Raw genomic sequence first — 26894 nt, 5'->3', positions numbered from 1 at the left:
TCTCTTTGGCCCGAGGTCAGGCCTTCCAATTCCAGTCGATCGCGGCGTAGGCAGTGCGCTTGGCTGCCACGGTGGTCGCGTCCTTGATGGCGGCGCAGCCCTTGGCCTCGGCCGCGGCGATGGAAGGCACCTTGTCAGAGGCGGCCATGCCTGAGCGAAAACGCTCGATCGCGTTGGTGATCGTCGTGTCACCGAACGCCGCGGCGTCCGCCAGCGCGTAGCCGAATTTGGCGCGGCGCTGCGCCGGCGTAAGCGCGCCGACCGCGGCGAGGATGGCGATCACCGAGCCGCCGAGGCTGTCGTAGAAGGAGACCTCCGCCGCCTTCTGCGCATACTCGGCCTTCTTGGCGCCACCCGCCGAGAGGAAGCCCATCTTCTTTGACTCGGCCGTGTCCTTCACCTGGGCGACCAGCACCGCCTCGACCCGCGCGGGATCCTCGGCGAACGCCTTGGTCGCCGCGTTCCAAACCCAGGTCTGCTCGTTGTAGCCAGCGGGCAGCGTCAGCTTTCCGAGCAGCGGGTCGCCCGCGGCTGGCGCCAGGTCAGCCGTGGTGAGATGCACCAGCTCGCCGGTCGCCTTGCGATAGACCGCGACGGTGCTGACGATCGGGGTCATGAGCGCACCTCCAGCCCGCCGCTGCCGATCACCGACGCGGGAGCCTGCGCGACGATCGGCTCGACGACGATTGTGTAGGTGATCTCCTTCGACGGCGACGGCGCCGTGAAGGGGAAGGAAGCCGAGACAGTGCCCGCCTGCGCCTCAATCACCGGGTCACTCGGCGTGCCGACGTTCCGGCGGTAGGCGACTGTCCCATCAGCCGAGCCGAGGAAGTTCAGCGGCCCGCCGTCGGTCTTGTTGCTCCAATAGACCGACATGCGCTGCTGATTATTGCCGAGGCCGCTCCCAGTGATCGAATATTGAGCCGACCCGCTGATGACGCACTGGCGCCCCGCCGGCACCACCAGGCTGGCCGATCCGCCGCCCGACCCGAACCCGACCGAGCCCTTGAAAGCGGGCTCGCCGTCATAGACCTTCTGCACGGTGACCCGCGCCTCATAGGTTTGCCCGTTGTAATGGGCGCGCGCGACGAAGGTGCCGCTGTCACCGATCGCACCCGAGAAGGTGAAGACGTTGCCGCTCAGCGATAGGTTGGCCACGCCATCCACAGCGCTGAGCGAATAGGTCACGCCGCTGGTGATGATCTGGCCGCCCTTGTTGAGCGTGATGGTGCCCTGACCGCCCGTCCATGACGGCTTGTTGGCCCCGGTCGAGAACACGGCCTGCTGAAAGTTGTCCGGCGTCACCTTCACGCCGAACCCGTCGTCGCCGCTGATGCGCGCGGGCGTGGTCCAGCTGGTCAGCTGTGTTGCGCCGCGGAACGTTGCCTTGCTCTGCCAGAGAAAGTCGGTCCCGGCGGGCGGGCCGTCGGTCCAGCCTGCTGGCGGATTGCCGCTGTTGTCTGCCGGCGCCGCAGGGATCGTCGCCGAGCGCCGGAACACGAACGAGGTGAAGCTGCCGTCCTGGCCGACCGTGCCGCTCTCGCCAATGACGCGGTACGCTGGCCCCCAGGTCAACCCGCCGTCGGTGGACTGCCGCTGGAAAACGTCGGCGCCCATGTAATTGTCGTGCCAGTTGGAGACGCCGTCGATCGACCACTGCACGCGGAGCAGCGGAGCGTCCGCACCATCAGCACCAGCCGCGCCGGCAGCAGCGAGCGAGATCTGCTCGAACCGTGGCGTATTCCCCGCCAAGACGAACTTGGCGCGAAGGGCATGCTGGGGTGCGTAAGGATCGCTGGTCGAGCCCATCCAATCGTAGGGCTGCGCGATCATCGCGCCGTTGACGTACCAGCGAATGTAGCGCCCATCGAACTGGATGCGCGCGGAGCCGCGCCCGGTCACGGTCGGCCCCGAGGCGCCATACTGCGCGCCGTTGATGAGCGCGCGGGTCTCACCGTTGTCCGGGTTGCGGTAGAAGCCGAAGGTCACGCTGTCGGACGAATTGCCGCGATCGATGCCGTTGCCCTGCGTCAGGCCAGCGATGATGTAATCGCCGTGCGCTGGCGGGAAGGAGAACGACAGCACCGCGCCGCCGTTGAAAGCCTCCGCGGTATATGCTGCGTCCGATCCGAAGACGGGTGAGCCCGAGGTGCCGTCGACCGAGTTGGCGGTGACATAGGTGGTGCCGGTGTTCGGCACGAGCGTGAAGGCGCTCGCGCCATCCTTGCCAGGCTCGCCGGTGCCCGCGCGCGCCAGGATGCGCCAATAGGCGTCCTCGGTCGCCGGAGCGGCTGGCGGGGCGTGGCCGCTGCTCGGCGTCTCGGCGATGAAGTACCAGCTCGAGCCTTGATACAGGACGACATCGCCTTCGCTGTAGACCACGCTCGAGTCGTAATTCCCGCGCGGGGTCAGCCCGGTGCTGCCGCCTGGGCCTGTAGCCGCGGCAGGCGCCGCCTTGCTCAGCCCCTCGACCGACAGCGAAAGCTTGCTGACGCGCTCGCCAACTTCGATCGAGAAGTCCTTGAAAAAGCCGTAGATCGTGACCGCGTCGAGCGCGCTATCGGCGATCCAGAGGCAGGGCCGCGCGCGCACCGACGCGATCCAATTCGCCACCTGGTCGACCGCCTCGGTGCGCAGCAGCGCGCGCGCCGACATGCGCTTGGCCCAGGCGCGCTGCACCACGCTGACCTCACCGAAGTCGTCCACGACCTTCCGGCTGTAATCGGTGATCCCTGCGGTGGGCGAAGCCTCGGTGATGCCGAGCCCGACGACGCGACCGATCAGCAGCGTGCCGACCGCAACCGCGCCGCTGCCGGTCGTCGTCACGGTGATCTGGCCCGTGACGCTCGGTAGGTCGGCGAAGACGATGGCGCCCGCGCCGGCCGCTTGGGTGCGGTCATAGCCCGACGCCTGGACCCGCACCGAGGCGCCGGTGACGTCCACCAGCGCGATCGCGGTGGTCGCTGAGCCGTTGAGCACCACCGACACCGACCCGCTGGCGATAGTGGAAGTGCCAAGCGCCTCGTCGAACATGGCCCATCGGTTGGTAGGCCCAATGTCGATCCACCGGCCGGAAGCGCCCGACGGGTCGTTGCCAACATTGCCCGCGTCGGCGCTCTCATAGACCCGATGCGTGGACGCCAGGATGACGCGCGCACCCTTGCCGTAGGTGTTCGCGCTCGACCACGCCGGATAGTCGTTCTCCGGCACGTTGCTCGACACCAAGGTGCTGCCGGTGACGGCCACAGGCTGGAGCAGGCGAAGGCTGGACGTCGACCCGGCCGGCGCGGGCTCGATCCCGTTGTCGGCGACCGTCTCGCTCTCCGCCAGCCCCTCGACCGACAGCGTGCAGAAGCTGCTGCGCGCGTCGGCGACGTCGATCTCGAAGTCCTTGAAGAAGCCGCGCACCGCCAGCCACGCGAGGCTCTCGCCGGCGATCCAGTTGGCCGGCACCGCGCGCAGGCCCGCCAGCCGCCGATGCACCGCGTCAACGGCGCTGGTCTCAAGCCGCATCCGAATTGACAGCCGGCGCGCGAACTTGCGCGGCACAACGGTGGTGACGCCGAAGTCGTCCGTCACCCGCCGGCTGTAATCGGTGATGCTGATCGTCGCCGACGTCTCGGTCACGCCGAGGTCGATCGTCTCGTTGCTGTCGGTGACAACCTTCATGCGGCAGCCGCCACGGTGCTGATCGCGTCGCCACCGCTCTGAGCGGTGACATCGTCGAGAGTGCGACCGATCTTGCGCACGCCACCGGCGACCTCGGCGAGCACGTTGGCGTTCTCACCCCGCATGCCCATCACCTCGTCGAGCAGGCGGTCGAAGACCTCGGCCATCGTCTCTTCCGACGCCTGCGACGCAGCCGCGGCCTGGCTCGCAGTCGAGCCGGCGCTGAGCTGATCGGCCGCCTTGGTGCCAGGACCACCAGCGCCGGTCGCGAAGAGGCTGATCGCCGCATAGGTGGCCTCGAGCGAGGCCGCCGTCTGTGCCTGGACCCGCTCCAGCTCCTGCCGGCTCGTTGCGGCGTTGGCGGCGGCCGAAAGCAGCGCCTGCGACAGGCCAGGCAGCGACTTGGCCGCCTCCTGATCGCCACCACGCGCCGCGGCAGTCGCGACGTTGAAGCTGCTCATGATCGCCGCGAAGCCGCCAGCGGTGTCCGCTTGGGTCAGGCCGCGGATGCGCTTGATCTCGTCCTGAATGCCCTCGCCGACCGACTTCCACGCCTCGCGCAGCTCGTTCGCCGCCCTGGCGGCCTCCTGCGCGTCCTGAATGGCCCAGATCTGCTGCTGGAGCGCGCGATTGCTGGCGTCGAGCTTGGCGAGATCGAGCGCGCGAAGTGCGGCGGTATTGCCGTTGAGCTCGAGCAGCTGCCGCTCAAGATCCTGTCGCTCGGCGAGCACGTCGGCTGCGCTCTTGGCGCCCTCCATGGCCTTCTGAAGGTCGGCGAAGGCAGGCGCGAGGTTCAGCAGCGCGGCATAGGTCGATCGACCCGCCGCGGTGGTCAAATCCTGCGCCTCGACGAGCTGGCGGAACGCGGCGAGCGATCCGGGCACCGTCAGACCCAAGCTGGCGAACACGCGGTTCATCTGCGCCGCCTGCGCCGCCTGTTTCTCCTCCGCCGTGTAGTAGGCGTCGGCATATGCCTCGACGGCGCTCGTGAAGTCGCTGACGCTGTCGAATTGGTCGGCCAGCGCGACCTTGACGTCGATCCCCAGGTTGCGGCTGGCGCCGCCGAGCAGGTCGAGCGCCATGGTGACCGCCTCGACGGTCGATGCGACCCGAGTGAGCGTCTCGAAGGCGCCCTCACCTGCCCGCTGGAAGCGCGCAAGGCCCGGGAACGCCGCCGCGGCCATATTGTCAGCCGCCGCGCCGAAGATCGCGTTCAGCTTTTCCTCGATCTGTTCGCCCGTGAGGCCCTTCAGGTCGACTTTGCCGAGGTTCACGACGAAGCCGTTGAGCCGGCGCTGGATTTCGTCGGTCGACTGCCCCAGCGGCCCGGCCGCAGAGGCGATCGCGTCGTTGAACTGCCGCAAGATGAGGGTGAATTGCCCCTCCAGCTCCGCGCTTGCGCCAGTATACTGCGTCGAGGTCTTCGATCCGGTCTTGATGCCAAGGAACGAGCTAGTCTTCTTGATGTCGCTGTAATACGAAGCGTCGAAGCCGCGGTTGAGGATGCTATCCAGCGTCTGACCGTTGGCGAAAAGGCCGCTGCCGACCACTTCGGTCTTGCTGCCGAACAATCCGCCAAGAATGCCGCCGATCAGTGGAATTTTGCTAAGGACGGAGCCGATTAGGTTCTTCTGAAAGCCCTCGGTGATGCCGGCCGACGCGTTCACGTCGCCCGCGCGCACGATCTGAGCCGCGACACCGCCGATCGCGCCCTCGATCGACCGCAAGGTGGCCAGCATCTCGCGCGTGTAAATGCTGGTCGCCGACTCGATGCCCGCCAGGTTGTCGATTGAGCGCTTCAGGCTCTCCGACTTAGCCGTGGGATCGCCTAGCACGGTCCCGGTGCCCGTATTTGTCACCGGCGCGCTGCCGCCACGCCCACTGCCAGAGGCAATCGTCACGCCTGCGGCGACCAGCGCCGCGGCGGTCGCCGCCATTGCCGCCAGATTGAACGGGAATGGCAGTTTCGACTGGGTCGCGACCCCCTCCGTGGCCTGTGCTGCCGCGCGCGCCCCGCTGTTCGCCACCGACGAGATGGTCTCGCTGACGTCCTGCACCATCGCGCGCACCGACATGGCGAACTCGAAGGCTCGGTAGACCTTCTCGGCCGCCTGAAGCGCCGCATAGCCGCGGCTCTTCTCGTCGAAGAAACCCTTCGCGGCGGCGGTCATGTCGCCGAACAAGCCGATCTGGGCGGTCGCGGTCCGGACCTCGTACTGCGCGTTGGCGCGCCGCAGCGCGGCCGTCCTCGACTCGCTGGCGGGCAGCTGGCTGTAGAGCCGGATCTGCTGGCGATAGACGTCGGTCAGGCGCTGCTGGTCGGCGCGAAACTGCGAGAAGATGGCGGCGGTGTCGCCGATCGCACGACCTACGCTTCCGAACGCGTCTGCCATGCCGCGAGCGGCGTTTGTGACGTTGGTGGCGATGGCGTCGTACAAGTCGGCCTGGTGGGTCAGACTGCCATTGAGCGCGTCGACAAGCACCTGACGCTGGACCTCGCCCTCGGCGATCTTGGCCTGCTCCTCGATGTATTGCGCGGCGCCCGGACCGGTCCACTGCTTGCGCGCCGCCTCCTGCGTTGCGCTGAGGATCGCCATGGAGCGAGCGCGCGCGACGTCGGTGGCGCCGATCAGCCGGATCTCTTCCTGAAGCTGCGCCAGTCGGTCGTCAGCGCCGTTCTGAGCAGCCAGGAGAGCTGCGCGGCGCTCCGACTCGGTGAGATCGTCGCGCGCCTGGCGCGCGTCGGCGAGCGCCTTGTTCGCCTCCTCGACGGCGCGGGTGCCCTCCTTGCCCTGGATCGTGCGCGCCGCCTCCAGCGCGTTCAGCAGCGGCAGATCCGCGAGACGATCCTTCAGCAACTCGGCAGCGCGCTCAGCCGGGATCACGCCGTTCGCCACGTCGTCGTTCACCAGCTGCTGCTGCGCGGCCTGATCCCGCATCGCCGCGGCCGTGCGCGACGCGTCGGAGACGCGCTGCGCGACCGCGAGCCGGATTTGGCGCGCCACGAACTCCGCCGCGTCGCCGCGCTTCAGGATGGCGCTGGTCTCCGCCTTCACCTGCGCCTCGGCGATAATCGCCTGCGCCCCGGACACGCGGTAAGCCTCGGCGATCTTATATTGGCCGGCGATCATGGCCTCTTCCGCTTGGGCCTGGCGCGCCAACTGTTCGGCGTGCCGATCAACCTTCGGCGCCGCGGGCGCATTGTAGCCGATCTTGTCAGCCAGCCGATCGCGAGCATTATCGACCGCAGCTTTGCGGATCCGGCCGCCCAGCTTCGTCAGATAGCCGTCGACCTTCCGGTATTCGGCGCCGAACGTCCGGTCGAGCAGCTCGGGGTCGCCCCCCGTCATCGCTTTCCACAGGCCTTCGCGGCTGCTGATTGCGCCCAGGTAAGCCTTTGACCCTGCGACCAACGCGTAGACACCGGCCAGCGCCGCCTTGGCATAGGAGGCGAGATCGTCGAGCGTCTGCTTCGTCTCCTTCGTCATGTTCTTCATGTCGCCGACGAAGGCAGAGGCCACGTCCTTGCCGACAACCTCGAACATCGCCTTCGACGTGTCAGCCCAGGTGATCGTCTCGTCCTTGAGCTTGAACAGCTCGGCCTTGGTCGCGTTGGCACCGCCGGTGATCTTGCCGAGGTCGCTCGTCAGCTGGTCGTTTGTGACGCCCTGGTTGATCCAGCGATTGAAGAGCGCGAAGCCGGCCGTGGCCGCGCCGAGCAGTCCGATCAGCGGCGCGAAGCGCAGCGCGAACATGCCGATCTCTGCGGCGAACCCGCGGATGCCGCCCTGCGCCATCATGGCGATCTGGACGAGCTGCCCGCCCTGCTGGATCAGCACCGTCATCGGCTTCTGGCCGGTGAGCAGGCCCTGCACGATGTCGGGCGACTGGATCGCGAGCTGCTGGACGGCGAAGCCCTGCCGGCGCACCGACTTCTCGATGTCGTCGACACCCTGGGTGAAGCGCTTGGAGCCGGCGGCGATGACGTCGCCCGTGCCGGCGACCTGGCGAGCGTGAGCTGCCAGCGCCTCGCGCGCGCGGGTCGTCTCGGCGGCATATTCGCGCTGACTGAGCGCGCCGGCGGCAAACAGCCGGTCGGCCCGCTCCATCTCGTCGTCGAACCGGCGCTGCGCGGCGAACATGGGGTCAAGCGCGGCACGGACGGTAGCCGCCTCGCGCGCGATCGTCGCCTCGGCCGCCGCCGCCTCGCGGGCGGCCTGCGCCATCTCGCGAGCACGCGCCTCGAACATGGCAAAGCCGAGGGCGGCGCTGCGCGCCTCCTGGGCCGTCGTCTCCAGCGCCAGTGCGCGCGACGCGGCTTCCGCCTCACGCATCGCACGCGCGCCGTCGCGGGCACGAGCCTCGAACAGCTGGAACGCCAGCGCCGCAGACCGCAGCTCCTGCGCCTGGCGCTCGGTCTCCAGCGCCTTCTCCGCCGCGGCGGCCTCGCGCATTGCCTCAGCGCCCCGCCGGGCAGCTGCCTCGAACAGATGGAAGGCTTGGGCGGCCTCGCGCGTCGCTTGCGCTTCGGCCGAGCTCGCCGCCGCCGCCTTGGCGCGCTGGTCGTTCAGCAGGATCTCTTCCGCACGGAGCCGGCTGACCGCCTCCGTCATGCCGAGCTGCTCGGCTTTCAGCGCCGCGGCGGCGATCTTCGCCGACTGGATCTCCTGCCGCGACATGCCGAAGGTGGCGTTCTGCCGCTCCAGCCCGCGCGTCAGCCCCTCGACCTCGCGCTCGACGCGGGCGAAATCCTGCGCCGCGCTCCGCGTCTCGCGCCCCAGCGCCCGGAACTCGTCCGCGGCACGCTTGAGGTCGGTGCCGCTCATCACGGCACCCTGGATGCGCTGGAACTCGCGCACCGCGTTGGCGGCGGTAGCGCCGATGATGTCGTCGAGCGTCTTCAGCCCGCCGAAGCTATTGCCGAAGTCGATGTCGAAGCCGACGCCGAGGCCGGTGGAGCCGTCATTCATCGTCGTCGCCTCCCCCCAGCACCAGCTCGAGCCGAGCCATCTCAGCGTCGATTTCGCGTTGCGTGACTGCCACCTGCCAGGGCGCCGAGCAGAGCTCGCTCTCGGCGCGGCGTGTTTCGGCCACGTAGGCCGAGGACAGGTTGCGGAGCAGGCTCGCTTCCCAAGGCGTGAGGCGGATGCACATCGACTGCTGCCAGCCGGCGATCTCCGCCCACCCGAGGGCCGCGATGCTCATCCCGGTCGGCTGGACGATCCCCATGGCGATCAACCAGCCGGTGATATGCGGCGCCGGATTAGGCGGCATCGGGATCGGCGCCTTGTCCTTCTTCAGCTGATCAATGCGCGAGAGGCGCTGAGCCTGCCGGTTGGCGTCGTCACGCCTCGATCCGGGGGGCGGCTTAGGCGTGGCGTTGAGCCACGCCATCTGCCGCACCCACAGCGTCAGCTCGTCTGCGAGCCGGGCGTGAACTTTCCCCAGTCACCCACGAACTTGATGACCTGTTCCTTGATCCAGCCGAGCTTCGGATCCGAATAGACTGCGCTGTAGAGCGCCGGGCCGCTCAGCGGCGTGCCGTCGGGGGTCTCGTGCTCGATGTAGCGGAAGCCGGCCGTCAACGACGTCAGATCCTCCGCCGCCTCGATGCGGCGCTGCGCCAGCGGCACGTGCGCGATCCTGTTCTCGTTCTCCGCCATGCGCTTCACCACGCGGGCGGACTGGCGCTCTTCGATCTGGCCGTGCTCGGCCGACCCGGGGCCATAGAGGTCGATGCCGACCGCCTCGCCGCCATCGTAGAGCGGGGTGCCGTCCGGCCCCTTGAGGTGGAGGAATGCCGTGGTGGCGACGGCGAGCGTTGCGATCTTCATGTCTTGGTCTTCCTTCGCGGGATGCACCGACCCGCCCCGTCCCGCGAAAGCGCAGGGCGGGCCGATGCCTATGATCCGGCTGGGTGCCGGAATGGGGTTGGGATCAGCCCTTGATGGGCTTCGTGCAGATGCCGATGTCGGCGTTCGTCATCAGCACCGACTCGGCGCCGTCCACGCTCTCGGGGGCGGCGAACACGCGGCCCTGACAGAAGCGGATGGTCCCGTTCGGATACGTGACCTTGAACGCGTAGAGCTTGTTGGTCTCGTCCTCCGCGGCAGTCCGCAGCAGGGTCTGACCCGCATCGCTCTCGTCATAGGCGGCCGAGGGCTGGAGCGTGCCGTAATCGGGCGAGCCCTTCAGCTTGTCCTTCGGCCCCTTCAGCGGCTGGAACTCCACCTTGCCGAAGGTCGGGCCGATCGTGCCGATCTTGTCGATGCCGCCGATCTCGGTGAAGGTCAGCGCCGCGAACGCCGCGGCGGTCTGTGCGGCGGGCGTGCCGGCGGAAATGGCGAGCGCCGTGCCCGCCGCGGTCGTAGCAACCATGGTGTTTCTCCTGTTGGGCGAGCCGGCACTGCCGGCGGTCATTCACCGCGAATGCGGGGAAAGCGGTTCAGCTCGTGGCCTTGGTCGAGCGGCGCGCGCGCTTCGGCTTCGCCTGGGCGGCCGGCTCGGCCGGCGCCGCGTCGGCGGCCGGCTCTGCGTCCTGCGGCCCATCGGTGCTCACCAAGCCGGCGGCGCGATAGTTGGTCAGCACGGACGCGCTCACGTCGACATGCTCGCCCGCGGCAAAGTGCCGCTCGGTGCCAGCGTCGCGGAAATCACGCGTCGCATAGTGCTTCTTGCTCATGCTCTGTCTCCTGGGGTGAGCCGCAGGGCGCGCGGGGCCGAGCGGGAGGTCAGTCCAGGGTGTCGAATGCGACCCTGAAATCCTGCGTCTTCTCAAAGCTGTCGCCCGGGCCGATCACGTCGGGGCCGCCGCCGAAGGTGTGGACGACCACGCTGGTGGCATCGCCGACCGTGCCGATCGCGCCGCGCGGAATGCTCCGCACCAGCTTCATCACGGCGATCTGGTCGTCGAAGGAGGCGGCGCGGACCATCACCGACACGCGCGCAGTCGAGCGGTACCAGCCCGGGCTCTTCAGCGGATAGCGGTCGATGATGCTGATCTCGCGGACGAGCAGCCACGGCATCGCCGTCTCGTCGGGCAGTCGTCCGCCTTTGATCCGATCGACCGGCACCACCGCCGTCAGCGGCTCGTGCGCGTAGAGAAGCGCGCCGATGATCTCCGCGCTGGTCATCAGTCCACCTCGTCGATCGGACCGCCAGCGATCGCGCCGTTTCGCACCTGCTGATCGATGTAGGCTTGCGCGGCTCGGATGGCGTCGGCGCGGCGGAGATCGAGCGCGGGCCGCATGAATGGCTCTTGCCGGGCGCCCTTGTGCCAGACGGTCTTGCCGACCGGCTTGCCGTTGATCACCAGCACGCCGCCCTTCGCCAGCTTGTTCACGCGACGCGTGGTGCGCCCGCCGCTCTGCTCGCGATCGACGCTGATGTAGTGCCCGACCGTGCCATACTCGGCCCAGATGGCCAGGGAGCGGCCCCAGCCGGGCTTAACGTCCACCACGACGCGGATGCGATCGTCGGTCACCTCGACCTTTACGATCACGTCCTTGCGGATGTCCTCGGACCAGGCGCGGTCCTTCGCCTCCTCGGCCACCACCTTGCCGCCCGCACGCCCGGCGCCCTGAAGCACGCGCTTGATCCGTTCAGGCGCGTTCTGAATGTACCGGTGGACGTCATCGAGCCCGCGGACCGTGATGGTCATCGTCAGGCCGCGTTCCCGGCTTCACTGTAATCCTCGACCATCACCTCAAGCCCGTCGCGGCCGAGCCGTGCTGGCGCGGTGATGATCTGCATGACGCGGCCGTCTATGCCGTCGGTGACGTCGACGAGCCGCATGGCGGAGGTGATGGCGTCGCTCCAGTCCATCCGGACGCGAGCAGGCCGAGTGGCGACATTCAGCCCTTCTGCCAGGCGCTCGCCGCGGCTCGGCAGCGCGTCCTGCACGCTCGCCCACACGGTCGCGACCTCCTGCCACGTGCCCTTGCCGGCGCCGGTGAAGCCGCTCTTCTTGACCGGCTTCTCGATGCGCAACAGGCGGTCCATTGCGCCGCGGTCGAGGCCGATCATCGGGCGTAGACCCGAAGCGGCTCGATCAGCCGATCGACGGTCGTCGACATGGGGATGGAGATCGCCTGCACGGGGGTGACCGTGTCGCGATTGCGGTAGAGGTCGCCGACCATCAGCAGGATTGCGGCGCGCACCGCGGCCGGCAGCGTCGATTTCGGCTCGTCGCCGCTCGTGTCGTCGGGGTAGCCGGCGCGGTAGCGGATCCGAACTGCATCGCTGCGCAGCGATCCCCCCTCCCAAACGAAGGAAGAACCCTCGGGCGTCAGCTCACTGCCATCGACGATGAAGTCGGCGAGGTCAGCCGCGACGACCTGGTTGTTGTGGTCGAGGTAGCTGATCGACAGCACCTCGATGAGGGGAGGATAGGGCAGCCGCAGCGGAGCGCCGTGCGGCGGCAGGCCGAACCGCGCCTCCAGGGTCTGCACGCCAAGCGCGCGGCCGAAGTCACCAGCGGGACCGTCCAGCAGCTGCGTCGCCGCCGCCACCATGCCGGTGATCAGTGCGTCCTCGGCGCTGTGCCGAACGCGCAGATGATCCTTCGCCTCTTTGAGTGAGACGACCGGCTCAGGCGGCGTGACGACGACGACGCGCACGCTCAGGCGACCACCGCCGCCGTGGGCGCCGACGTGGCTGCCTTCGTGTTGCTGGCCCGCAGGGTGCTCGTCAGGGTGATGGTGACCGTGATCGCGGCACCGATGTCAGCTGACACGGGCGTGTAGGTCGATGCGGTTGCGCCCGCGATCGCGACACCGCCGCGCTTCCACTGGCGAGCCACCGAACCGGCGCGCGGAGCGCCGTCCGAGGCGGTTAGCACAGAGCCGACCTTCGCCGTCCCGGTGATGGCCGGGACGGCGCCGAAGGTCGGCGAGCATGCGAACGCCCGAAGGCGCTGCCCGCGCGCCATGGTCAGGCGGCCTTGTTGGCGGGGGTGGCCGCCTTCTTGTTGGCAGGCGCCTCGGCCTGCTTCTGGCCCTCGGCCTTGGTCGGATCGTTATCGATCTTGGGCTCATAGCCCTTCTCGACCTCTGCCGCGGTTGCCTCGCGCACCAGGCCGAGCTTCTCCAGCTCGTCGAAGCGCTTCTGGGTCATGTCGCCCAGGATCATGCCCTCGCGAACGGTGCCGTTGTCGCCGTGATGATCGCTGGTCACGTATGCGTTTTTCATGGGTCGTCTCCTTTCTGAACCGTCGCCGGGCGCGGCGGTTGAGAAAGGAGGGCGGCGAGAGCCGCCCTCCCCTTGAGTCCGAGCCTCAGAGGCCGGTGAAGTTGCCCTTCGCCAGCGCGGTGAGGCGGCGGACGACGAGCGCCAGGCGCTTCTCAGCGCGGATCGTGAGCATGTTCTTGATGAAGTTGTCGCGATCCTGGTCCGAGATGCGCACCTCGGTGTCCATGCGGTCGAAGATCTGGGCGGCGGTCTTGAATGCGCCGACCAGGAAGTTGCCGGTGCCGATCCGCTTGGTCGAGACGACCGGGCGACCCCAGAGGGTGTTGGACGCCAGCCCCTGCGGGTTCGCGAAGACGTAACCGCCCGCGCTGTCCTTGGTCAGCTCGATGTTCGTCCACTGCGTCGGGTGCAGCACCATGCCGTCGGGCGCATAGTCGGCGAGCTCGACCATGAGGATCGCCAGACGCAGGCGATCGATCCGGGTCTCGCCCGAGATGCTCACGCCGCTCGGCTGCGCATAGGCCGGCGCCTGGGTGTAGAGGCCCAGGATGTTCTGGCCGGTGCCATCGCCGAGCAGCAGCTGCGCGTCTTCGGCGTCGTCGAGTCCGTAGCGCAGCTCGCCGTCGATCAGGCTCTCGAGCTGCGGCACGTCGTCCATAGCCTGGCGCGACGCGGGCACCCAGTGCGCGATCGTGCGAACCGGGGCATTCGCCACGTCCCAGCCATAGTTGGACTCGGGCTTCTGCGCGCCCTCGGCCACCGCGGCGGCGTTGTTGGTGCGCACCGTCTGATACGCATACTCGATCGAGTTGCTCTCGGTCTGGCCGGGCGTCAGCAGATCACGCACGCGCAGCTGTTGGCGCGGGATGCCGACGATCTCGGCCTGGCGCTCGGGCCGGATCAGACCACCGGCCGAGCCCGTCGCGCTGGTCACCGCCTTGACGGTGAAGCCGATCGTGCCCTTGCAGCCGCCCTCGGCGTAGGACTTTACGTCCGCGTGGTTGGCGACCTCGTGGCCGAGGCTCTTGATCTCGGGGTCGTCCTCGCCGCCGCGCCGACCCTGCGCCAGCTTCTGCGAGAGCTCCTTCATGTCGCCGCGGATCGCCTCTAGGTCGACCAGCGCCTTGTCGGCCTTCTCCTTGGCCTCATCGCTGACCTTGGTGCCCTCGGCGCTCTTCGCGCGGAACTCCTGCGCGAAGCCCTTCACCTCGGTGAGGGCGCTGTCGAGATTGCGCTGGAGCTGATCGAGCGACGGCGCGTCGGCGGCGCCGTCCTTGCGGCCGAACTCGCGCGGCTGAGCGGCGACGAGACGGGTCGAGCCGGCGGCGAGCGCCGCGGCGGAGGTCATCATGTTCATGTGGGTTTCCTCTTGCGGGCGGCTTAGAGCTTGAAGCCGCTCAGGGTGTCCGAGAGGCTCTTGAGAGCCGGGTTCGTCGTCGTGTCGCAGTCGGACTCCCTCCGCCGCATTTCCGTCAGGCCGTGAGCGACGACGCCAGCGGCCCGCGTCTTGGAGAAGCCTACCTCCCGCAGGTACTTCTCGAACTCGCGCTCGGTCGGCAATTCGCCGTGCGCGAGCTTGAACTTGACCGCCTCGACGCGAGCGTCATCGTTGGCGGGGAAGGTCACGAGACTGATCTCGACCAGGTCGAGCTTCGTCAGGGTGCGGATCCCGGTCTTCTCGTCGAAGCTGGACTCGCGCACCCAGTAGCCGATCGACAGGCCGGTCACGATGCGACGCTTCGCCAGCGCGTGCGCCTCGCGCGCCTGCGCCACGTCACCGATCAGCAACTCGCCGTCGCCGTATAGCCCGCGCTCGTCCTCCTTCAGGTTGGACCAGGCGCCGATCGGCTCGCCGGACCGGTGCTGCCACAGGATCGGCACAGGCCGCCCCTTTGCCTGGATCTCGGCGAGGCTCTCGGTGAAGGCACCGCGGGCGACGATCTCTTGATAGCTGTCGACCACGTCCCAGACGGAGCCGTAGCCGCTGAAGGTGCCGTCATCGCCGACCGCCTTCACCTCGAAATCGAAGTCGCGCACCTTGAGCGCGCCCGTGTGCTTGCGCCCGAAGACGCGACCCATGTTCATTGTCATGCCTCCAAGCTCGGACCGCCGTTGTGGCCCATCATGCTCTGCACCTTGCTGGCGATCAGCGCCTCGATGTCGCCGCCCTGGACGCCCAGCATGCCGAGCAGCGCCGAGCGCAGCTGCTGCTCGGACGAGGCGGCGCCATCCGTGCCGAGCTGGTCGAGGCGGACGAGGTTGGACTGCACCGTCAGGTACTGGCCGCCCTCGCGATGATCGAGGTTCTCGCGCGACCGCATCTCGTTGCGGTCCATCACGCCGTTCTGACCGAAGGCCGAGTAGAGCGCGGCACGGCCGGCGCTGTCCGTCGCCATCACCGCCTCGCGGTTGAACTCGGGATAGACCAGCTTCCGCTCCGCGCGCGGTAGCAGCTGCTGCTTCGCGGCCTGCTCGATCCGTCGCAGCAGCGGGTTGAGGCGGAGCGTCTGCCAGCCGAGCAGCAGCTGCTCGATGCCGCTGCCCCACATCGTCTGCCCCTTGGCCGCGTGGCCGATCAGGATCGGCAGCATGCCGAACCACCGGCAGATCTCTTCGACGTCCCAGCCGCGGGACTCGAGCAGCTGCACGTCGACCGGGCTCATCTTGAGCGGCTGGAACTTGAAGTCCTTCTCGAGCGGGACGACGCGCCCGCGCATCGCCTGCCCGACCCAGGCGTCGAAGATCTCGAGCAGGTCAGCGCGTTGCTCGGGCGACAGCTTCTGCGATGCTGTTTCGATGAAGCCGGCGAGCTGAAGGCCGCCGCGGAACGTGTCGCCGGCCACCTTGTTCGCCGCCATCGCGCCGCCCAGCGTGCGCCGGCCGTACTCGATCGCGGAAAGGCCCACGTCACCACCGAGCGTGATGCCGCGCAGGTGGAAGACCTTCTCGGCCGGCAGCCGCTCTTCCTTGCCGCGGTCCGAGAACAGATAGACCCGCTGGTTGTTGCGGTCGCGAGTGACGGTCACCAGCTGCGGCGGAAGCGGCGTCAGTGCGGTCACTCGGCTGCCGAGCGTCTCCTTCTCGGCGAAGGCATTGCCCCACAGATCCATGGCGGCGACTTGGCCCGCCCAGAACTCGAACGGGGTCTGATCCGCGTTCGGCTCCTCGTGAAGCAGGTCGTAGAGCCAGTGGCCCGACTCCGACTTGCGGCCACCGGTCGAGCTCTTGCTGTAGACCCCACACCCCATTGAGGCGACCAGCTCGGACTTCAGCCCGATGCACGCCCAAGCGGTCGAGAGGCCGAGCGTGGTCTTCTGATTGACCACCTGACCGACGCTGTCGATCGCCGACCCGTACTTGATCGCCTTGTCGGTCGGCTGATCCTCGGGCGCGCCCGAGAGCTTGCCGCTCTGATTGCCGATACCCGCCCAGCTTAGGACGGAGCCCACCCAGCCGCCGGCCATCAGAAGCCAGCCTTCACGTGCGCCTTCAGCCCGGCGATGACGTCGTCGAGGTTGTCGTCGGCCACGGGCACGATCATCGGGGCAGTAGCGTTGAGCACAGCATCTACTCCGTCGATCTTCTGGGGCGAGTTGGGGGTTTCCTTCTTCGGAAGGATGCTCCCGTTGACGCGGCGCTCGACCACCGCGTTGCCGACCATCCAGGTCAGCACCGGGTTCGCGTCATGCCGCAGCCGAGCAGGCCCAGACTTGACCCGCGCCTCGAGCTCCTTGGCAGGGTCGGTGATGTTGTTGGCGTTCTTCGCCAGCTGCACCGCGAAGGCCTCGCCGCCGTCGCCGAAGTCCTGGTTGAGCCGCGACGCCATTGCGAGCGCGCTGTTCCATTGGTCGAAGGTGGCCCGCCTGATCGCCAGCCGCGACTTCAGCTCGCGTATCTGCGCCTCGATCGTGTTGTGATCGATGAAGTCGCCGGGCGTGGCGGTCAGCGCGCCCTCAGCGACCCAGCCGCGGTATAGGTCGGTGATCTGCTTTAGCGACGTGTTCTGGTTCTCCAGCCGCGCTGCGGGCACGTAGAACCACGGCTTGACGAGCAGCCGGCCGGTGCTGTCCTCGGCGGCCAGCACCAGCGCCGAGAGGTCATCGACGTTGGAGAGGTCACCGCCGAGATAGCAGTCGAGACCGACGAAGTCGTCGAGGGTGAGCGACGCATCCGCGCACAGCGCCCACTGGGTCACGTTGAGCCAGGCCGAGGCGGCGCCGAGCCACTGATTGAGGTGCTTGGTCTTGAACTCGCCCTCGGCCGCCGGGCTGGCCTGTGCCTCCACCGCGCGCTTCGCGACCTCGTCGCGCAGCGGCCGGGATGCTTCGATCAGCGGGTTGGCCTTGATCCACTTGGACGCGTCGTAGGGATCATCACCCAGCTTGCGATCGTCGCCGTAATCCTCGGCGCGATCGAGCGTGAAGATGATCGCGAAGATATGCTCGGCGACGACCGTGCGCTCGAGCACCTTGGTCGCCAGCGTGCGCTGCTCGTAGCAGACCCCGTGAAGGTTGAAGCCGGCCGTCGTGATGATCCACATCAGCGGGTTGCGCCGGGCGCCGAACGCCGAATTCATCACGTCGAAGAGGCCGCGATCGGAGTGAGCGTGCAGCTCGTCCATCGTGACCAGGTGCGGGTTGTGACCGTCCTGGCTCTTCGCCTTGGAGTGCATCGGCTGGAGGTAGCCGCCGTTGTCGCCGCAGGTGATCGACTTCGCCCACGGGATCAGCGCGAACGCCTCCTGTAGGGCGGGCGTCTTCTCGACCATCCGCTTCGCCGGGTGGAAGACCTTCTTCGCCTGGTCGAACGTCGTCGCCGCGGTCAGCACCTGCGGCCCCGGCTCGTCCTCGCAAGCGAGGCAGTAGAGCGAGACGATCGCGGTCTTGGTCGACTTCGCGTTCTTGCGGGCGACCTCCTCGTAGACCGAGGTGAAGCGGCGCCCGCCAGTGTCGCGCCGCCGCCAGCCGAACACCATCGCGAGGATGAAGATCTGGAACGGCTCGAGCGTGATGGTCGGGGTCTCCCACACGCCCTCGACGTGCGGCAGCTTCTCGGCGAAGTCGCAGATATCGTTCGCGTGCCAAGGGTCGAAGCGATAGCCCCACGCCACGGACCGCTGACGCTTCAGGTCGTCGAGGTGGCGCTGCGCTGCCAGGCGGACCCACTTGCAGTGCTTCCGCTGCTTCTTGTCCGCCGCCGCCGCCTTGGCATAGGCCAGCGCGATCGCGGCGTAATCCCTACCGGCCGGCGCGACCGTTGCGGGCGAAGGGGTTGCTCGACTTCGCGCCATCCGCAGCACTCCCGCCACCGACGCGGCTCTTGGGTCCGGCGATGCGGAGCAGCTCTTCGTGTTGGCGGAGCACCGTCAGGTAGGCGGCGGGCGGAGGCTCGTTGCCGGCGGCGAACGCCTTGCGCACCAGAGCCTCAAGCGAGCAGTAGCGCGCGAGCAGCGCGCTATCGAGCTCGGTCACTCCAGCCGACATGACCCGGCCCAGTGTTTCCTGCCAGACGATGATCGCTTCGGGCGTGAGATACTCCGGCGCGATCGGCGGGTTGCCCGGCACGACGATCTCGGTCACACCAGCGTCGCGGAATGGCCGAAGCGTGCCAGTCGCCGCCTTCTCCGTGGGAGTTTTCCGCTTGGGTCCGGGCTTCATCGCCGCCTCAAAATTTAATTCGGCCGGAAAGTTTAATTCGGGCGCGTGAAAAAAGACCCCGGGTTACGGTCCTACGCGGATTTGCCCCTGAGTTTCGACCCGCCCCCACCCCCTCAACCACTTGCGATCACGACCTGCGTCTCGCCCGCGCACTTTCGTGCGCGGTCTTCGCTTTGTGGCAGGGACGGCAGAGGCCTTGATAATTGTCGCGTTCGTCGCTTCCACCCTCAGCCTTCGGCACGATGTGGTCGGCTATCTCGGTGGCCGAGATGCGGTGCTCGGCGGTGCAGATGCGGCAGAGCGGCTCTTCCCTCAGCACCTGAGCCCGCATCAGCTCGTGCTCGCGGCCGTAGCCACGAGCCTGTCTGCTCGCGCGGGTGGTCGTCCAGTTGGACAGCTTGCGGGAGGCGGAGACCTTGCGCGGCCTCAGGCTGGGCGGCTTACTCGGCATCGCCGGTCATAGCTTCGCTTGTGCTCGCCCGGCGCCTCATCGGGCGACCTGCGTTGGGGGCACGGTGGCGGCGGGTCGGGTGACCTCCAGTCCTACGTGCCGCGGGCCGGTTCTCGGCGGCGCCCATCAGAGCGAGCCCACCTCTACCTGATCCGCCTTCAGCAGCCAAGCCTCTATCTTCACGATGAAACCGCCGCCCATGTTGACCCGCATGTTGCGGCCCTCGTGTCCCTCGACCACGCCCATCAGCCCGGCGAACGCGGTCTGCGGCACGCGCACCTGGGTGCCGAGCGGGATGGCCTGAGCCGACGCGCGCAGCGCCTTGTTGCGCTGCCGCTCCTTCTCGCGGCGGTACGCCTCGGCAGCCTGCTCCTCGACCTCGCGCAGGCTCGCCATCTGGCTCGCGCCGATCCGCGCCGGGCCAGTGCGGCAGGCGTTGGGAAAGATCGAGAACTGCGGATGCGGGTTCGACGGGCGAGCGAGGATCGCCATCAGGTCCGGCAGCCGATCAGCCGGCACGAACACGAACGTCGGCATGATCGGCGCGGTCCGCTCGATCGTCGCCTTGCGACGCGGCAGGCGACGCTTCGTCACCAGCGCCGGCGTCCATGCCCCGATGCCGGCTGCCGACAGCGACGCCGCCAGCTTAGTCGTGCTGGGGCCGGCAGTGCGCAGAATGCACCAGTGCGCTCCTTCAGCGTCCTTCATGTTGCAGGCTTTCGATTTGGGAGGGGTTTTGGCGCTTTTGGCAGTTTCGGCAGCGGCACCGTCGCTCTCAGGCCTGCCCTGCCGGAATAGATAGATAGATGTCTTTTCTAGCCTACGCCGCGTGAGGGGGGCTGACGGCTCAGACTGCGACCGAGGCCCGCTGCCAGAAGTGCCAAAACTGCCAAAAGGCGCGCTCATCGGGCAAACTCCCACAGCAGCACCGGCGTGACGGTAGGATGCGTCCCATGCCCCATGCCGCCGCGGATGAAGATCGACCCGAACCGGCTCTCGCCGCCAGCGGATGCTGTCGCGTCATCGAGGCTCAGCAGTGGACGCCCGTTCAGCCATACGGCCAAACCGGAGAACTCCCAGTCATCAACCGGTCCGATCCCGAAGAGGTCGTGATGCGACCATCCGAGCGTCAGGGCGCGCGCCGCCCAGCCTTCTCGGACAATGCGGAGAGCGTCGCGCACGACCGGGCGCCATTGGCGCGCATCCTCCAAACGCCGCGGCGGCGGCGACTGGTCGAGCTCACGAAGGCTACGGATGAGGTCGGGAGCCAGGCCGTATGTTTCCGGCTCGGGAGGCGCGAGCTGCTGACGCTGTTCGGCCGCCGCCGCAGCGACGTCCCTCCAGCTACTCACGGGACGCCTCGTGAACGGCAGGGTTGACGAGGAAGTCCTTGGACGGGCGACCGATGGCTTCGCCGTTCCTGTGAGGCGCCGGCCGAAGCCACCCTGCTTCCGTGAGGGCCTCGGTCGCAGCCTCTACCTCTGGCACGGCCTTGAGGGTGGCAATGCCGCTGGTACGGCGCACATCGCGCGCGTTAATCCGCTCAGCCTTGGTCTTGAGGATATATCGACCGAGCGCCGCCGCATTACGCTCGGCCTCGGGCAGTGCAGCATCCCCGAAAACACGGATGGCGCTCGGCTTGGCGTAATCGTCGACGAACTCGAGCACCGCGACGATCGTGCGCAGCGTGATCGTCGTCGGTTCGCGGTCTCCTGTTGCCGCCCAGCTCAACAGCTCGGCGACGAGAGCCAGGCGGAGCACCATGCCGCGCAGCTTGCCGACGAAGCCCTTGTAGAGCGATGACGCCTCGCGGACCGCCTCGTCGTTGTCGCGGATCCACGCCTCGAACACGTCCGCAGCGTCGGTCGCGAGCAGGATGACCCGCGCCTCGATACGCCCGTCCTCTCCCTTGGAAGCTTCGAGGGACAACAGCCGCCGGTAGATCTGCTCAAGCTGGCTGACGTCGGCGAGCTCGCGTGGTCGCTGATACCGGATCGGGTCCGGCCATACCCACAGGAAGCGGGGCACGAGACCGTCGTCGGCCGTCTTCAGCAGGCAGTCGCGCAGCTTTTCGGGCTGGATGCCGCCCAGCACGGTGACGCCGTTGAAGGGAATGAAGAGCGGGCCGTTCTTGTTGCTTTTACGATCGACCACGTGCGGGCGACCGCCGTAAGCCTCAAGCCAGAACTCGCGTCCGCCGGGCGAATAGCGCTCGAAGCTGGTGAGCCATGCCGCCAACTCGTCACGCAAGTGCAGAGTGCCGTTCGGATTACCAGCGAGAATGTCGCTCATCGCCTCCGGCGTTGCATCTTTCACGTGTAGCCGAGGCCTCTGCGGCTCTTCGGGCTCTTGCGCCGCAGTCGGCATAGACGGCGTGGAGACGCCATCTTTCGTCGCGGCTTTGACCAGGCTTTGCCACTCGGCTTTCTCAGCGCGGGCGCGTTCCTGCTCCGTTTGATAGTTGATCAGGCGCGACTTATGCTGCTGCGCGAGCTCGTGCTCGAGAAGGCTGAGCGGCTCGGTGGCGGCGTCGATCGCCGGCGACTTGTTCGACGACGGATCACCGACCGGAGCGACCCACAGCACGCATGGCTCTTGCCACTTGGGTGTGGTGGCGAAGGGCTGGACGCGACGTTTGGCCCCGATCAGGGAGGCGGCGGCGCCGAGCACTCCTACCGCGACATAGTCGACCGGCGCGCCCGCACCCGCTGCAAGGTCACTGATCAGCGGCCACAGCGATCCGAATATGTCCGTCGGCATCGTGGGCGGCGTCGTGCGGCCACCCGTGAGGATCGACATATCAGGCGCTCGCCAGCCTGGTCGGTCCTCACCCTCCGCGGGAGACGGGCAGAACGGACGGGCGTCCTCGTATTGTGCCTGGATCGCCGCGGAGCTCACGCTTGCACCCCGCGCAGCTGGTCGTTCCAGTCCTTGAAGCCGTCGCCGGGCCACATCGCGCGAACATCGTATCCACGTCCGCGCAGGCCCGCTCCGGCCTTCGCGACCGCCGCGCGGCCTGGCGCATCATTCTGCCCCGCGATGACAATGGTCGTGATCCTCGCCGGATACTCAGCCTCGATCATCAGAGCCGTGCCGAGGGTGGCCCAGACCTCGCGGCCGGGAAGCTCCTGCGCCAAGGACAAGGCGTCTTCCGGCCCCTCGGTGATGATTACCTCGTGAGGGGCGTTGCTGTTGCGCCCGGTGATCCGCACCGCGCCCCCCTTTATCCGCCCAAGCGAGCGCTTGGGTGCGCGCATATCGGCCTTGCCCGACCCGTCCGGCTTGATGAAGATACGCTGGAGCCCGATCGGGTGAGGCTGCCCCTCGATGGCAACCGCGGCGAGCAGCGCCGGCAGGTTCGGGCCGCACTCCCCGGTCTCATCGTCGTACCATGCTGGCGTCAGTCCGAAGCGGAACGATGGCGGCAGGGGCATGGTGATGCCCCGTGAGCGCGCGTACGCCGCGGCCGGCGTGCCGTCCGTGAGAACTGCCGCCTCCCACACACCGCGGGCACGCTGGATCGCTGCCTCGCGCTCAGCCGCCTCCTCCTGCGCTGCCTTAACACGCTCAGCCGGGTCGACTGCCGGCAGCCCTGCCCCGCCGAGCCACTTAATGGCGTCCACGAAACCGATCCCCTCGGCGTGCATCACCAGCGAGACGATATCGCCCGCGGCGCCGCAGCCGAAGCAGTGGAACGTGCCTTTGGCATCGTTCAACTGCATCGACGGACTCTTCTCGGTGTGGAACAGGCAGAGCGCGCGGTACTCGCGCCCGACACGCGTCACCTTCGTGCGGCGTCGCACCACGTCGCTGATGTTGTGCCGCTGTTTCGCCTCGTCGACCGCACGCCGGAAGGCTGCGTCGCGCTCGGCTCTCTGCTGCACGAAACTCACGCCGAGAGGACCGGCAGGAAGCTTTCGAGCGGCAGATCATGCCCACGCCGGCGAGCGGCTTCTTGGATAACAAGCCAATATCGCGGCGGAATGCGACCGCCACGATTACGCCACTGCCGCACCGTTACACCGCGGACGTTGATTTCCCGGCCAAGATCCTCGGCAGAGTCAAAGATGGCGAACGGGTCAATGAGCATCCCAGAACGATACCGACCGTATCGATCTTTGACGATACCATCTGTATCGCTGATCGCTATAAGGGAGGCGTGAACGACGAACCTCCCTCCTCTCCCGCATCCCGCCTTCGCGCTGCACGCAAGGCTGCTGGCTTCAAAAGCGCATCAGCCGCAGCCCGGCACTTTGACTGGAGCGAAGGCGCATATCGCCACCACGAGAACGGCACCCGCCCGTTTAGCGCGGTGCAGGCGACCCTTTATGGTCGCTCATTCTCGGTCGCGCCGAGCTGGCTACTCGCCCTTGACGAAGTGGTGAGCAACGATCGCGTGCCGTATGCCAAGTTTCATGTAGCGGAGTATGCACACGAGGTAGGCGAGGACGACGCGTTACGAACGGCCATCGACGATATCCATCGATTAACCGGCCACATCATGGTGCCGGAACTGTCGATCAACGACGAGGCGGCCAGGTGGATCCAAGGCGTCGATGGCCAACCACCCATGCACTTCCTTCAAGCGAGCGACCTCGAGGTCGACGCCGAAGCAATCTACGGCGGCTACGTGTTTGCCTTTCGCGTTCGTAAGCGCTTCCCTCGCTCGTCGATCAAGCGAGGCGACGTTCTGATCGTTGATAGCTCCACAGGAGCTGTAGGCGCTACACCGGAACTTTGGCTTATGCGCGACAATGCAGGCCCCTTAGTGACCTGGGCTCAAGCGGATGAGATGGGGCAGGTCCTCCTCCTTCCGGGAGAGCCAGGCCAAAGCGCAGTTTTCGGAAGCAGCCTTGCCGAGGCCGAATTCATCGGACGTATCGTTTTCCGCATGGGATCCCCCTAGTCGATACAAAGCGTATTGACGCGATCTGATACATTTTGTATTAACCCTTCTGTCAGGTGAGTGCAGCCGTGAGGCCAGCCGACCCTGATGAGCAGGGTTGGAAAGACGCGTTTGGCCACCAGCGATACGGGCCAGCCTCCGCCGATCCACCTGCGCCACACTTAGCAGGGAGGTTGGCTCATGGCCGCCGAAGCACAGCGCGCGACCCGTTCGCGCGAACAGACGAACTCGCCCTCGAGCGCTCCGCATTTCCCCGCCCCTGTCGGTAGCCTCGCGGAGTCCGCGGCGAACCTGATGGCCGCCTCGGCGCCCGCGATCGAGGCGCTCCGCGCTTTGCGCTCTCTCAGCGCCGGCGCCCCTCATCACGAGAACCAGGCATGACTCGCTCCACCACTCGCCGCGCCCTGATCGGCGGCGCCGGTCTTCTTGCCGTCGCCGGCGTCGCGCAGTGCGCCGCGCCCGCTCACGGCGCCACCGCCGCGGCGGCCGGGAGCACCCGCCTCCGCCGGCTGATCGCGCTCCAGAAGCGCGCCGAGCTGATCGCCGCGGCTTATTGGCGCGAGGTCGGCGCGCCCGCGCACGCGGCGCTCAAGGCTGCTCACGCCGCCTACGTCGCCGAACCGGAGCCGCCGCACCGGACAACCACGAAGTCCTTCGTCAACATCAACGGCGAGCGTCGCACCTTCAGCACTGACGGCTTCTCCTGCGAGATGGGGCGGCGCGTGCGTGATTGGCCTGAGTGGGCCGACATGTGCGAGGAGGACCCGGAGTGGCATGCGGCGCACGTCGAGCTCGCCGATCTCGCTGACGAGCGCGACGCCATCATCGCCGAGCAGCAGCGCCGCCGGAAGGACTATGAGCACGCCGCTCTCGCCCGGCTTAACATCGTCGCCATCAACCGGCGATATGATCAGCTGTGCGACCGCGACTTCGCGCTGTGGGACCGCGCGATGGCGGAGCCGGCCGAAACGCTCGCCGATGTGGTGCTGAAGATCGACCTGACGACGGAGTCCGGTCGCGATCTCGACGATCCCTCGCTGATCGTGCCACTCGTTGCGGACATTCGCCGGCTCGCGGCTGGAGAGGTCGCGTGAGCGCCTCGCCTGCCGTGGCTGCGGCCTTTCAGGATTGGAAGCTGGCCGAGGTGGCAGTGCACTATTCGTGCCCGTGCCCCGACGAGATCATGGACCAGCTCACGGACCGCGCCGGTGTCCTGTATGAGCATCTTCAGGCCCTCACCCCCGCGAACGCGGACGATGTGGTGCTGCAGCTCTACCCCATCCTGGTCCGCGAGTTTGAGCCGAAGCGCGGCGAGCCGCCGCTGCTTCTCAGCACGTCGTCGACGCACAATTATGAGCCAGTCTTCATCACCCGGCTCTGCCGGCAGATCGCGGCAGTGTGCCCGGCGATCGCGGACGCAATGAGCGTGCCGCATCAATCGATGCCTGCTGGAGAATGCAAGTGACCGGCGTCGTCATCTCACTACCCACCGCAGCCAAGCGGAAGGTGAAGCAGAACCGCAACCAGGCTGCTCGCGCGGCCAAGGCAGGACTGCCGAAGCTGGAAGTCGAGTATGTTTACCCGACGATCCGGGAAGCGATGCGAACGGCTGCGACCCTGATCAAATTGGGGCCGTCGCCCGAGCGCGAGTTGCTCACTGCGCTCTGCTTCGCACTCGACGACGATGCGCGCGCCAGGGTCGAGGCATTCCTCGCCCTCGGCGTCGCTGCACAGCGCGAGAGCGCGATCGACGCGCGCGCCATTTTCAAGGCTAGCCGCCCGAACGTCGGCGAGAAGTATGATCTGGAGATCGCCCTTCGCCTGCTCCTTGAGCGTGCGGAGAACCAGCTATGATCCCCACGGATGTGAAATGCGCTACCTGCGCATACTGGCGGCGCGATCTGCCGGCCGTCACTACCGGATGGCGCCGCCCCGAAGGTTCCGATCGCGAGCTCGGCACTTGCACCTTCCGCGCGCCGGTGGTGCTGGCGATCGCCGGCGTCCCGGTGTCGCTTCAGCCCGAGACCCGCTCTAACCGCGGCTGTGAGGATTGGTTGTGGGAGCGCAACGAAGGCGAGGACCTCGCCGATGACAACGTCATCCATCTCGATGATCGAAGGCCGCAGGCATGACCATCCAGCGTGCGACTGCGGCGGATTTTATGGGCCTCTTCGCCGGGCAAGCCCATGAGCTGACTTTGCGGCCACGCGCGGCTGAGACGTGGCGCGAGCAGGCAGAGGATCTGGCTGCGTTTCTCGCGGCTCACGAACAGTGCCTGCCTGACCACGACGCCTTCATGACACTTCTTCGCCTTGGCGGGCTGCTCGTCGCGATGTCGGAGGCGGCAGCATGAGCCGCGGCGACTTCGACGTGCTCGCCGCAGCCGGCCCATACCGCGTCCAGAAGGACGGCCGACGGCGCGGCATTGCACACCGCCGCTTCGCTGACGCTGAAGCCGCGGCCCTCCATCTGGTCGAGGCTAATCCCGGCGAGACCTTCATCATCACGCGTGAGGTCGCGCGAGTCGGGAGACATCAGCCATGAGGATCCCCGAGATCCGCGACCGCATGCACGAGCTGGCGGACGAGCACGGCATTCCAGAGCTGCACCAGTTGGCCGACGAGACCCGCCGCAGGTCGCCACTGCGCCGGGTGCGGGCTCGCTGGCCGCGCCTCACCGAGCACCAGAAGGTGGCGGTGCGCGAGGCGTTCGTCAGCAACCCTCACCTGGGCGTGCGCGAGCTCGCCGACCGCTTCCACACGTCCATCGGCCGGATATCAGAGGCCATCAGAGGGAAACGAGAATGATCACCGTCGACCGCAGCCGCGATAGTCTGCTGCGCCTGGCCGAGGTCCGGGCGCGCACCGCGCTGTCGCGCACCACAATCTACCGCAGGATCGCCGCCGGCACCTTCCCGACGTCGGTGCCGATCAGCGACGGCCTGGTCGCATGGTATCAGACCGATATCGACGCATGGGTGGCGAACCCGATGGGCTGGCGGGCTGAAGCGGCGTAAAGGACA

Annotated in this window: 33 protein-coding genes; 10 read left to right on the top strand and 23 right to left on the bottom strand. The window is 67.6% G+C overall.

Features of this window, described 5'->3' with window-relative positions; genetic code table 11:
• Positions 1-16: 16 nt before the first annotated feature.
• From EV292_RS00255 to EV292_RS00150, 23 genes are all read right to left on the bottom strand, one after another.
• Positions 17-616, bottom strand: coding sequence for a hypothetical protein (locus EV292_RS00255; protein WP_132907204.1), 600 nt, complete (start codon positions 614-616; stop codon positions 17-19).
• Positions 613-3669 (bottom strand): hypothetical protein, encoded by a 3057-nt coding sequence (locus EV292_RS00250; protein WP_132907203.1) that lies wholly within the window; start codon positions 3667-3669, stop codon positions 613-615. The genes EV292_RS00255 and EV292_RS00250 overlap by 4 nt, the downstream gene beginning before the upstream one ends.
• Entirely contained in the window at positions 3666-8639 is a 4974-nt protein-coding gene (locus EV292_RS00245; RefSeq protein ID WP_132907202.1) for a phage tail length tape measure family protein, read from the bottom strand. The genes EV292_RS00250 and EV292_RS00245 overlap by 4 nt, the downstream gene beginning before the upstream one ends.
• Positions 8632-9063 (bottom strand): hypothetical protein, encoded by a 432-nt coding sequence (locus EV292_RS00240; RefSeq protein WP_243693526.1) that lies wholly within the window; start codon positions 9061-9063, stop codon positions 8632-8634. The genes EV292_RS00245 and EV292_RS00240 overlap by 8 nt, the downstream gene beginning before the upstream one ends.
• Before the next feature lie 17 nt (positions 9064-9080).
• Positions 9081-9530, bottom strand: coding sequence for a hypothetical protein (locus tag EV292_RS00235; RefSeq protein ID WP_132907200.1), 450 nt, complete (start codon positions 9528-9530; stop codon positions 9081-9083).
• A 76-nt stretch (positions 9531-9606) separates the two neighbouring features.
• Entirely contained in the window at positions 9607-10089 is a 483-nt protein-coding gene (locus EV292_RS00230; RefSeq protein WP_243693525.1) for a hypothetical protein, read from the bottom strand.
• Positions 10090-10114: 25 nt separating this feature from the next.
• Positions 10115-10351 carry a hypothetical protein gene (locus EV292_RS00225; RefSeq protein WP_132907198.1) on the bottom strand — a complete coding sequence of 79 codons (237 nt, stop codon included), beginning with the start codon at positions 10349-10351 and terminating at the stop codon, positions 10115-10117.
• Between the two features lie 49 nt (positions 10352-10400).
• On the bottom strand, positions 10401-10802 hold the full coding sequence (locus EV292_RS00220; protein ID WP_132907197.1) for a hypothetical protein: 402 nt from the start codon (positions 10800-10802) through the stop codon (positions 10401-10403).
• Positions 10802-11329: an HK97 gp10 family phage protein gene (locus tag EV292_RS00215; protein ID WP_132907196.1), complete on the bottom strand. Its 528-nt coding sequence runs from the start codon at positions 11327-11329 to the stop codon at positions 10802-10804. The genes EV292_RS00220 and EV292_RS00215 overlap by 1 nt, the downstream gene beginning before the upstream one ends.
• A 2-nt stretch (positions 11330-11331) precedes the next feature.
• Complete coding sequence (locus EV292_RS00210) at positions 11332-11694, bottom strand: head-tail adaptor protein (protein ID WP_132907195.1); 363 nt, start codon at positions 11692-11694, stop codon at positions 11332-11334.
• Entirely contained in the window at positions 11691-12287 is a 597-nt protein-coding gene (locus EV292_RS00205; protein WP_165926976.1) for a head-tail connector protein, read from the bottom strand. The genes EV292_RS00210 and EV292_RS00205 overlap by 4 nt, the downstream gene beginning before the upstream one ends.
• Before the next feature lie 2 nt (positions 12288-12289).
• Positions 12290-12598, bottom strand: coding sequence for a hypothetical protein (locus EV292_RS22435; RefSeq protein WP_165926975.1), 309 nt, complete (start codon positions 12596-12598; stop codon positions 12290-12292).
• Positions 12599-12600: 2 nt separating this feature from the next.
• Complete coding sequence (locus EV292_RS00200; RefSeq protein ID WP_132907193.1) at positions 12601-12858, bottom strand: hypothetical protein; 258 nt, start codon at positions 12856-12858, stop codon at positions 12601-12603.
• An 85-nt stretch (positions 12859-12943) separates the two neighbouring features.
• On the bottom strand, positions 12944-14215 hold the full coding sequence (locus EV292_RS00195) for a phage major capsid protein (protein ID WP_132907192.1): 1272 nt from the start codon (positions 14213-14215) through the stop codon (positions 12944-12946).
• A 23-nt stretch (positions 14216-14238) separates the two neighbouring features.
• Positions 14239-14943 carry an HK97 family phage prohead protease gene (locus tag EV292_RS00190; protein ID WP_347812567.1) on the bottom strand — a complete coding sequence of 235 codons (705 nt, stop codon included), beginning with the start codon at positions 14941-14943 and terminating at the stop codon, positions 14239-14241.
• A 2-nt stretch (positions 14944-14945) separates the two neighbouring features.
• Positions 14946-16322, bottom strand: coding sequence for a phage portal protein (locus EV292_RS00185; RefSeq protein ID WP_132907190.1), 1377 nt, complete (start codon positions 16320-16322; stop codon positions 14946-14948).
• Positions 16322-18148: a terminase large subunit gene (locus EV292_RS00180; protein WP_132907189.1), complete on the bottom strand. Its 1827-nt coding sequence runs from the start codon at positions 18146-18148 to the stop codon at positions 16322-16324. Before EV292_RS00180 ends, EV292_RS00185 begins: the two co-directional genes overlap by 1 nt.
• Entirely contained in the window at positions 18096-18437 is a 342-nt protein-coding gene (locus tag EV292_RS00175) for a hypothetical protein (RefSeq protein ID WP_243693524.1), read from the bottom strand. The genes EV292_RS00180 and EV292_RS00175 overlap by 53 nt, the downstream gene beginning before the upstream one ends.
• Before the next feature lie 205 nt (positions 18438-18642).
• Positions 18643-18966 carry an HNH endonuclease signature motif containing protein gene (locus EV292_RS00170; RefSeq protein WP_132907187.1) on the bottom strand — a complete coding sequence of 108 codons (324 nt, stop codon included), beginning with the start codon at positions 18964-18966 and terminating at the stop codon, positions 18643-18645.
• 126 nt (positions 18967-19092) lie between these two features.
• Positions 19093-19674: a hypothetical protein gene (locus tag EV292_RS00165; RefSeq protein ID WP_132907186.1), complete on the bottom strand. Its 582-nt coding sequence runs from the start codon at positions 19672-19674 to the stop codon at positions 19093-19095.
• A 194-nt stretch (positions 19675-19868) separates the two neighbouring features.
• On the bottom strand, positions 19869-20318 hold the full coding sequence (locus tag EV292_RS00160) for a hypothetical protein (RefSeq protein ID WP_132907185.1): 450 nt from the start codon (positions 20316-20318) through the stop codon (positions 19869-19871).
• On the bottom strand, positions 20311-21765 hold the full coding sequence (locus EV292_RS00155) for a DUF3987 domain-containing protein (protein WP_132907184.1): 1455 nt from the start codon (positions 21763-21765) through the stop codon (positions 20311-20313). The genes EV292_RS00160 and EV292_RS00155 overlap by 8 nt, the downstream gene beginning before the upstream one ends.
• 95 nt (positions 21766-21860) lie before the next feature.
• Positions 21861-22859 carry a CHC2 zinc finger domain-containing protein gene (locus EV292_RS00150; protein ID WP_132907183.1) on the bottom strand — a complete coding sequence of 333 codons (999 nt, stop codon included), beginning with the start codon at positions 22857-22859 and terminating at the stop codon, positions 21861-21863.
• Positions 22860-22897: 38 nt separating this feature from the next.
• Between EV292_RS00150 and EV292_RS00145 the strand changes: the two genes are divergently transcribed.
• The 10 genes from EV292_RS00145 (at position 22898) to EV292_RS00100 (ending at position 26888) form a co-directional block, all read left to right on the top strand.
• Entirely contained in the window at positions 22898-23872 is a 975-nt protein-coding gene (locus EV292_RS00145; protein ID WP_132907182.1) for a helix-turn-helix transcriptional regulator, read from the top strand.
• Between the two features lie 180 nt (positions 23873-24052).
• Positions 24053-24253, top strand: coding sequence for a hypothetical protein (locus tag EV292_RS00140; protein ID WP_132907181.1), 201 nt, complete (start codon positions 24053-24055; stop codon positions 24251-24253).
• Positions 24250-24966: a hypothetical protein gene (locus tag EV292_RS00135; protein ID WP_132907180.1), complete on the top strand. Its 717-nt coding sequence runs from the start codon at positions 24250-24252 to the stop codon at positions 24964-24966. Before EV292_RS00140 ends, EV292_RS00135 begins: the two co-directional genes overlap by 4 nt.
• Positions 24963-25337 carry a hypothetical protein gene (locus tag EV292_RS00130; RefSeq protein ID WP_132907179.1) on the top strand — a complete coding sequence of 125 codons (375 nt, stop codon included), beginning with the start codon at positions 24963-24965 and terminating at the stop codon, positions 25335-25337. The genes EV292_RS00135 and EV292_RS00130 overlap by 4 nt, the downstream gene beginning before the upstream one ends.
• Complete coding sequence (locus EV292_RS00125) at positions 25334-25726, top strand: hypothetical protein (protein ID WP_132907178.1); 393 nt, start codon at positions 25334-25336, stop codon at positions 25724-25726. Before EV292_RS00130 ends, EV292_RS00125 begins: the two co-directional genes overlap by 4 nt.
• Positions 25723-26004, top strand: coding sequence for a hypothetical protein (locus tag EV292_RS00120; RefSeq protein ID WP_132907177.1), 282 nt, complete (start codon positions 25723-25725; stop codon positions 26002-26004). The genes EV292_RS00125 and EV292_RS00120 overlap by 4 nt, the downstream gene beginning before the upstream one ends.
• Positions 26001-26225: a hypothetical protein gene (locus EV292_RS00115; RefSeq protein WP_132907176.1), complete on the top strand. Its 225-nt coding sequence runs from the start codon at positions 26001-26003 to the stop codon at positions 26223-26225. Before EV292_RS00120 ends, EV292_RS00115 begins: the two co-directional genes overlap by 4 nt.
• Positions 26222-26416 (top strand): hypothetical protein, encoded by a 195-nt coding sequence (locus EV292_RS00110; RefSeq protein WP_132907175.1) that lies wholly within the window; start codon positions 26222-26224, stop codon positions 26414-26416. Before EV292_RS00115 ends, EV292_RS00110 begins: the two co-directional genes overlap by 4 nt.
• Positions 26413-26679 carry a hypothetical protein gene (locus EV292_RS00105; RefSeq protein WP_132907174.1) on the top strand — a complete coding sequence of 89 codons (267 nt, stop codon included), beginning with the start codon at positions 26413-26415 and terminating at the stop codon, positions 26677-26679. The genes EV292_RS00110 and EV292_RS00105 overlap by 4 nt, the downstream gene beginning before the upstream one ends.
• Positions 26676-26888 carry an AlpA family phage regulatory protein gene (locus tag EV292_RS00100; RefSeq protein WP_132907173.1) on the top strand — a complete coding sequence of 71 codons (213 nt, stop codon included), beginning with the start codon at positions 26676-26678 and terminating at the stop codon, positions 26886-26888. Before EV292_RS00105 ends, EV292_RS00100 begins: the two co-directional genes overlap by 4 nt.
• The last annotated feature ends 6 nt before the right edge of the window (positions 26889-26894 follow it).

Origin of the sequence: Sphingomonas sp. BK235 (genome assembly GCF_004345855.1) — a bacterium.
In the GTDB taxonomy this organism is placed as follows: Bacteria; Pseudomonadota; Alphaproteobacteria; order Sphingomonadales; family Sphingomonadaceae; genus Sphingomonas.
This window is presented reverse-complemented; position numbering and strand designations above follow the sequence as displayed.

Coding starts and splice junctions, on each gene's coding strand:
- EV292_RS00255 (WP_132907204.1), bottom strand. CDS start 616: ATGACCCCGATCGTCAGCACCGTCGCGGTCTATCGCAAGGCGACCGGC.
- EV292_RS00250 (WP_132907203.1), bottom strand. CDS start 3,669: ATGAAGGTTGTCACCGACAGCAACGAGACGATCGACCTCGGCGTGACC.
- EV292_RS00245 (WP_132907202.1), bottom strand. CDS start 8,639: ATGAATGACGGCTCCACCGGCCTCGGCGTCGGCTTCGACATCGACTTC.
- EV292_RS00240 (WP_243693526.1), bottom strand. CDS start 9,063: ATGGCGTGGCTCAACGCCACGCCTAAGCCGCCCCCCGGATCGAGGCGT.
- EV292_RS00230 (WP_243693525.1), bottom strand. CDS start 10,089: ATGACCGCCGGCAGTGCCGGCTCGCCCAACAGGAGAAACACCATGGTT.
- EV292_RS00225 (WP_132907198.1), bottom strand. CDS start 10,351: ATGAGCAAGAAGCACTATGCGACGCGTGATTTCCGCGACGCTGGCACC.
- EV292_RS00220 (WP_132907197.1), bottom strand. CDS start 10,802: ATGACCAGCGCGGAGATCATCGGCGCGCTTCTCTACGCGCACGAGCCG.
- EV292_RS00215 (WP_132907196.1), bottom strand. CDS start 11,329: ATGACCATCACGGTCCGCGGGCTCGATGACGTCCACCGGTACATTCAG.
- EV292_RS00210 (WP_132907195.1), bottom strand. CDS start 11,694: ATGATCGGCCTCGACCGCGGCGCAATGGACCGCCTGTTGCGCATCGAG.
- EV292_RS22435 (WP_165926975.1), bottom strand. CDS start 12,598: ATGGCGCGCGGGCAGCGCCTTCGGGCGTTCGCATGCTCGCCGACCTTC.
- EV292_RS00200 (WP_132907193.1), bottom strand. CDS start 12,858: ATGAAAAACGCATACGTGACCAGCGATCATCACGGCGACAACGGCACC.
- EV292_RS00195 (WP_132907192.1), bottom strand. CDS start 14,215: ATGAACATGATGACCTCCGCCGCGGCGCTCGCCGCCGGCTCGACCCGT.
- EV292_RS00190 (WP_347812567.1), bottom strand. CDS start 14,943: ATGAACATGGGTCGCGTCTTCGGGCGCAAGCACACGGGCGCGCTCAAG.
- EV292_RS00185 (WP_132907190.1), bottom strand. CDS start 16,322: ATGGCCGGCGGCTGGGTGGGCTCCGTCCTAAGCTGGGCGGGTATCGGC.
- EV292_RS00180 (WP_132907189.1), bottom strand. CDS start 18,148: ATGGCGCGAAGTCGAGCAACCCCTTCGCCCGCAACGGTCGCGCCGGCC.
- EV292_RS00170 (WP_132907187.1), bottom strand. CDS start 18,966: ATGCCGAGTAAGCCGCCCAGCCTGAGGCCGCGCAAGGTCTCCGCCTCC.
- EV292_RS00165 (WP_132907186.1), bottom strand. CDS start 19,674: ATGAAGGACGCTGAAGGAGCGCACTGGTGCATTCTGCGCACTGCCGGC.
- EV292_RS00155 (WP_132907184.1), bottom strand. CDS start 21,765: ATGTCGATCCTCACGGGTGGCCGCACGACGCCGCCCACGATGCCGACG.
- EV292_RS00145 (WP_132907182.1), top strand. CDS start 22,898: ATGCCCACGCCGGCGAGCGGCTTCTTGGATAACAAGCCAATATCGCGG.
- EV292_RS00140 (WP_132907181.1), top strand. CDS start 24,053: ATGGCCGCCGAAGCACAGCGCGCGACCCGTTCGCGCGAACAGACGAAC.
- EV292_RS00135 (WP_132907180.1), top strand. CDS start 24,250: ATGACTCGCTCCACCACTCGCCGCGCCCTGATCGGCGGCGCCGGTCTT.
- EV292_RS00120 (WP_132907177.1), top strand. CDS start 25,723: ATGATCCCCACGGATGTGAAATGCGCTACCTGCGCATACTGGCGGCGC.
- EV292_RS00115 (WP_132907176.1), top strand. CDS start 26,001: ATGACCATCCAGCGTGCGACTGCGGCGGATTTTATGGGCCTCTTCGCC.
- EV292_RS00110 (WP_132907175.1), top strand. CDS start 26,222: ATGAGCCGCGGCGACTTCGACGTGCTCGCCGCAGCCGGCCCATACCGC.
- EV292_RS00105 (WP_132907174.1), top strand. CDS start 26,413: ATGAGGATCCCCGAGATCCGCGACCGCATGCACGAGCTGGCGGACGAG.
- EV292_RS00100 (WP_132907173.1), top strand. CDS start 26,676: ATGATCACCGTCGACCGCAGCCGCGATAGTCTGCTGCGCCTGGCCGAG.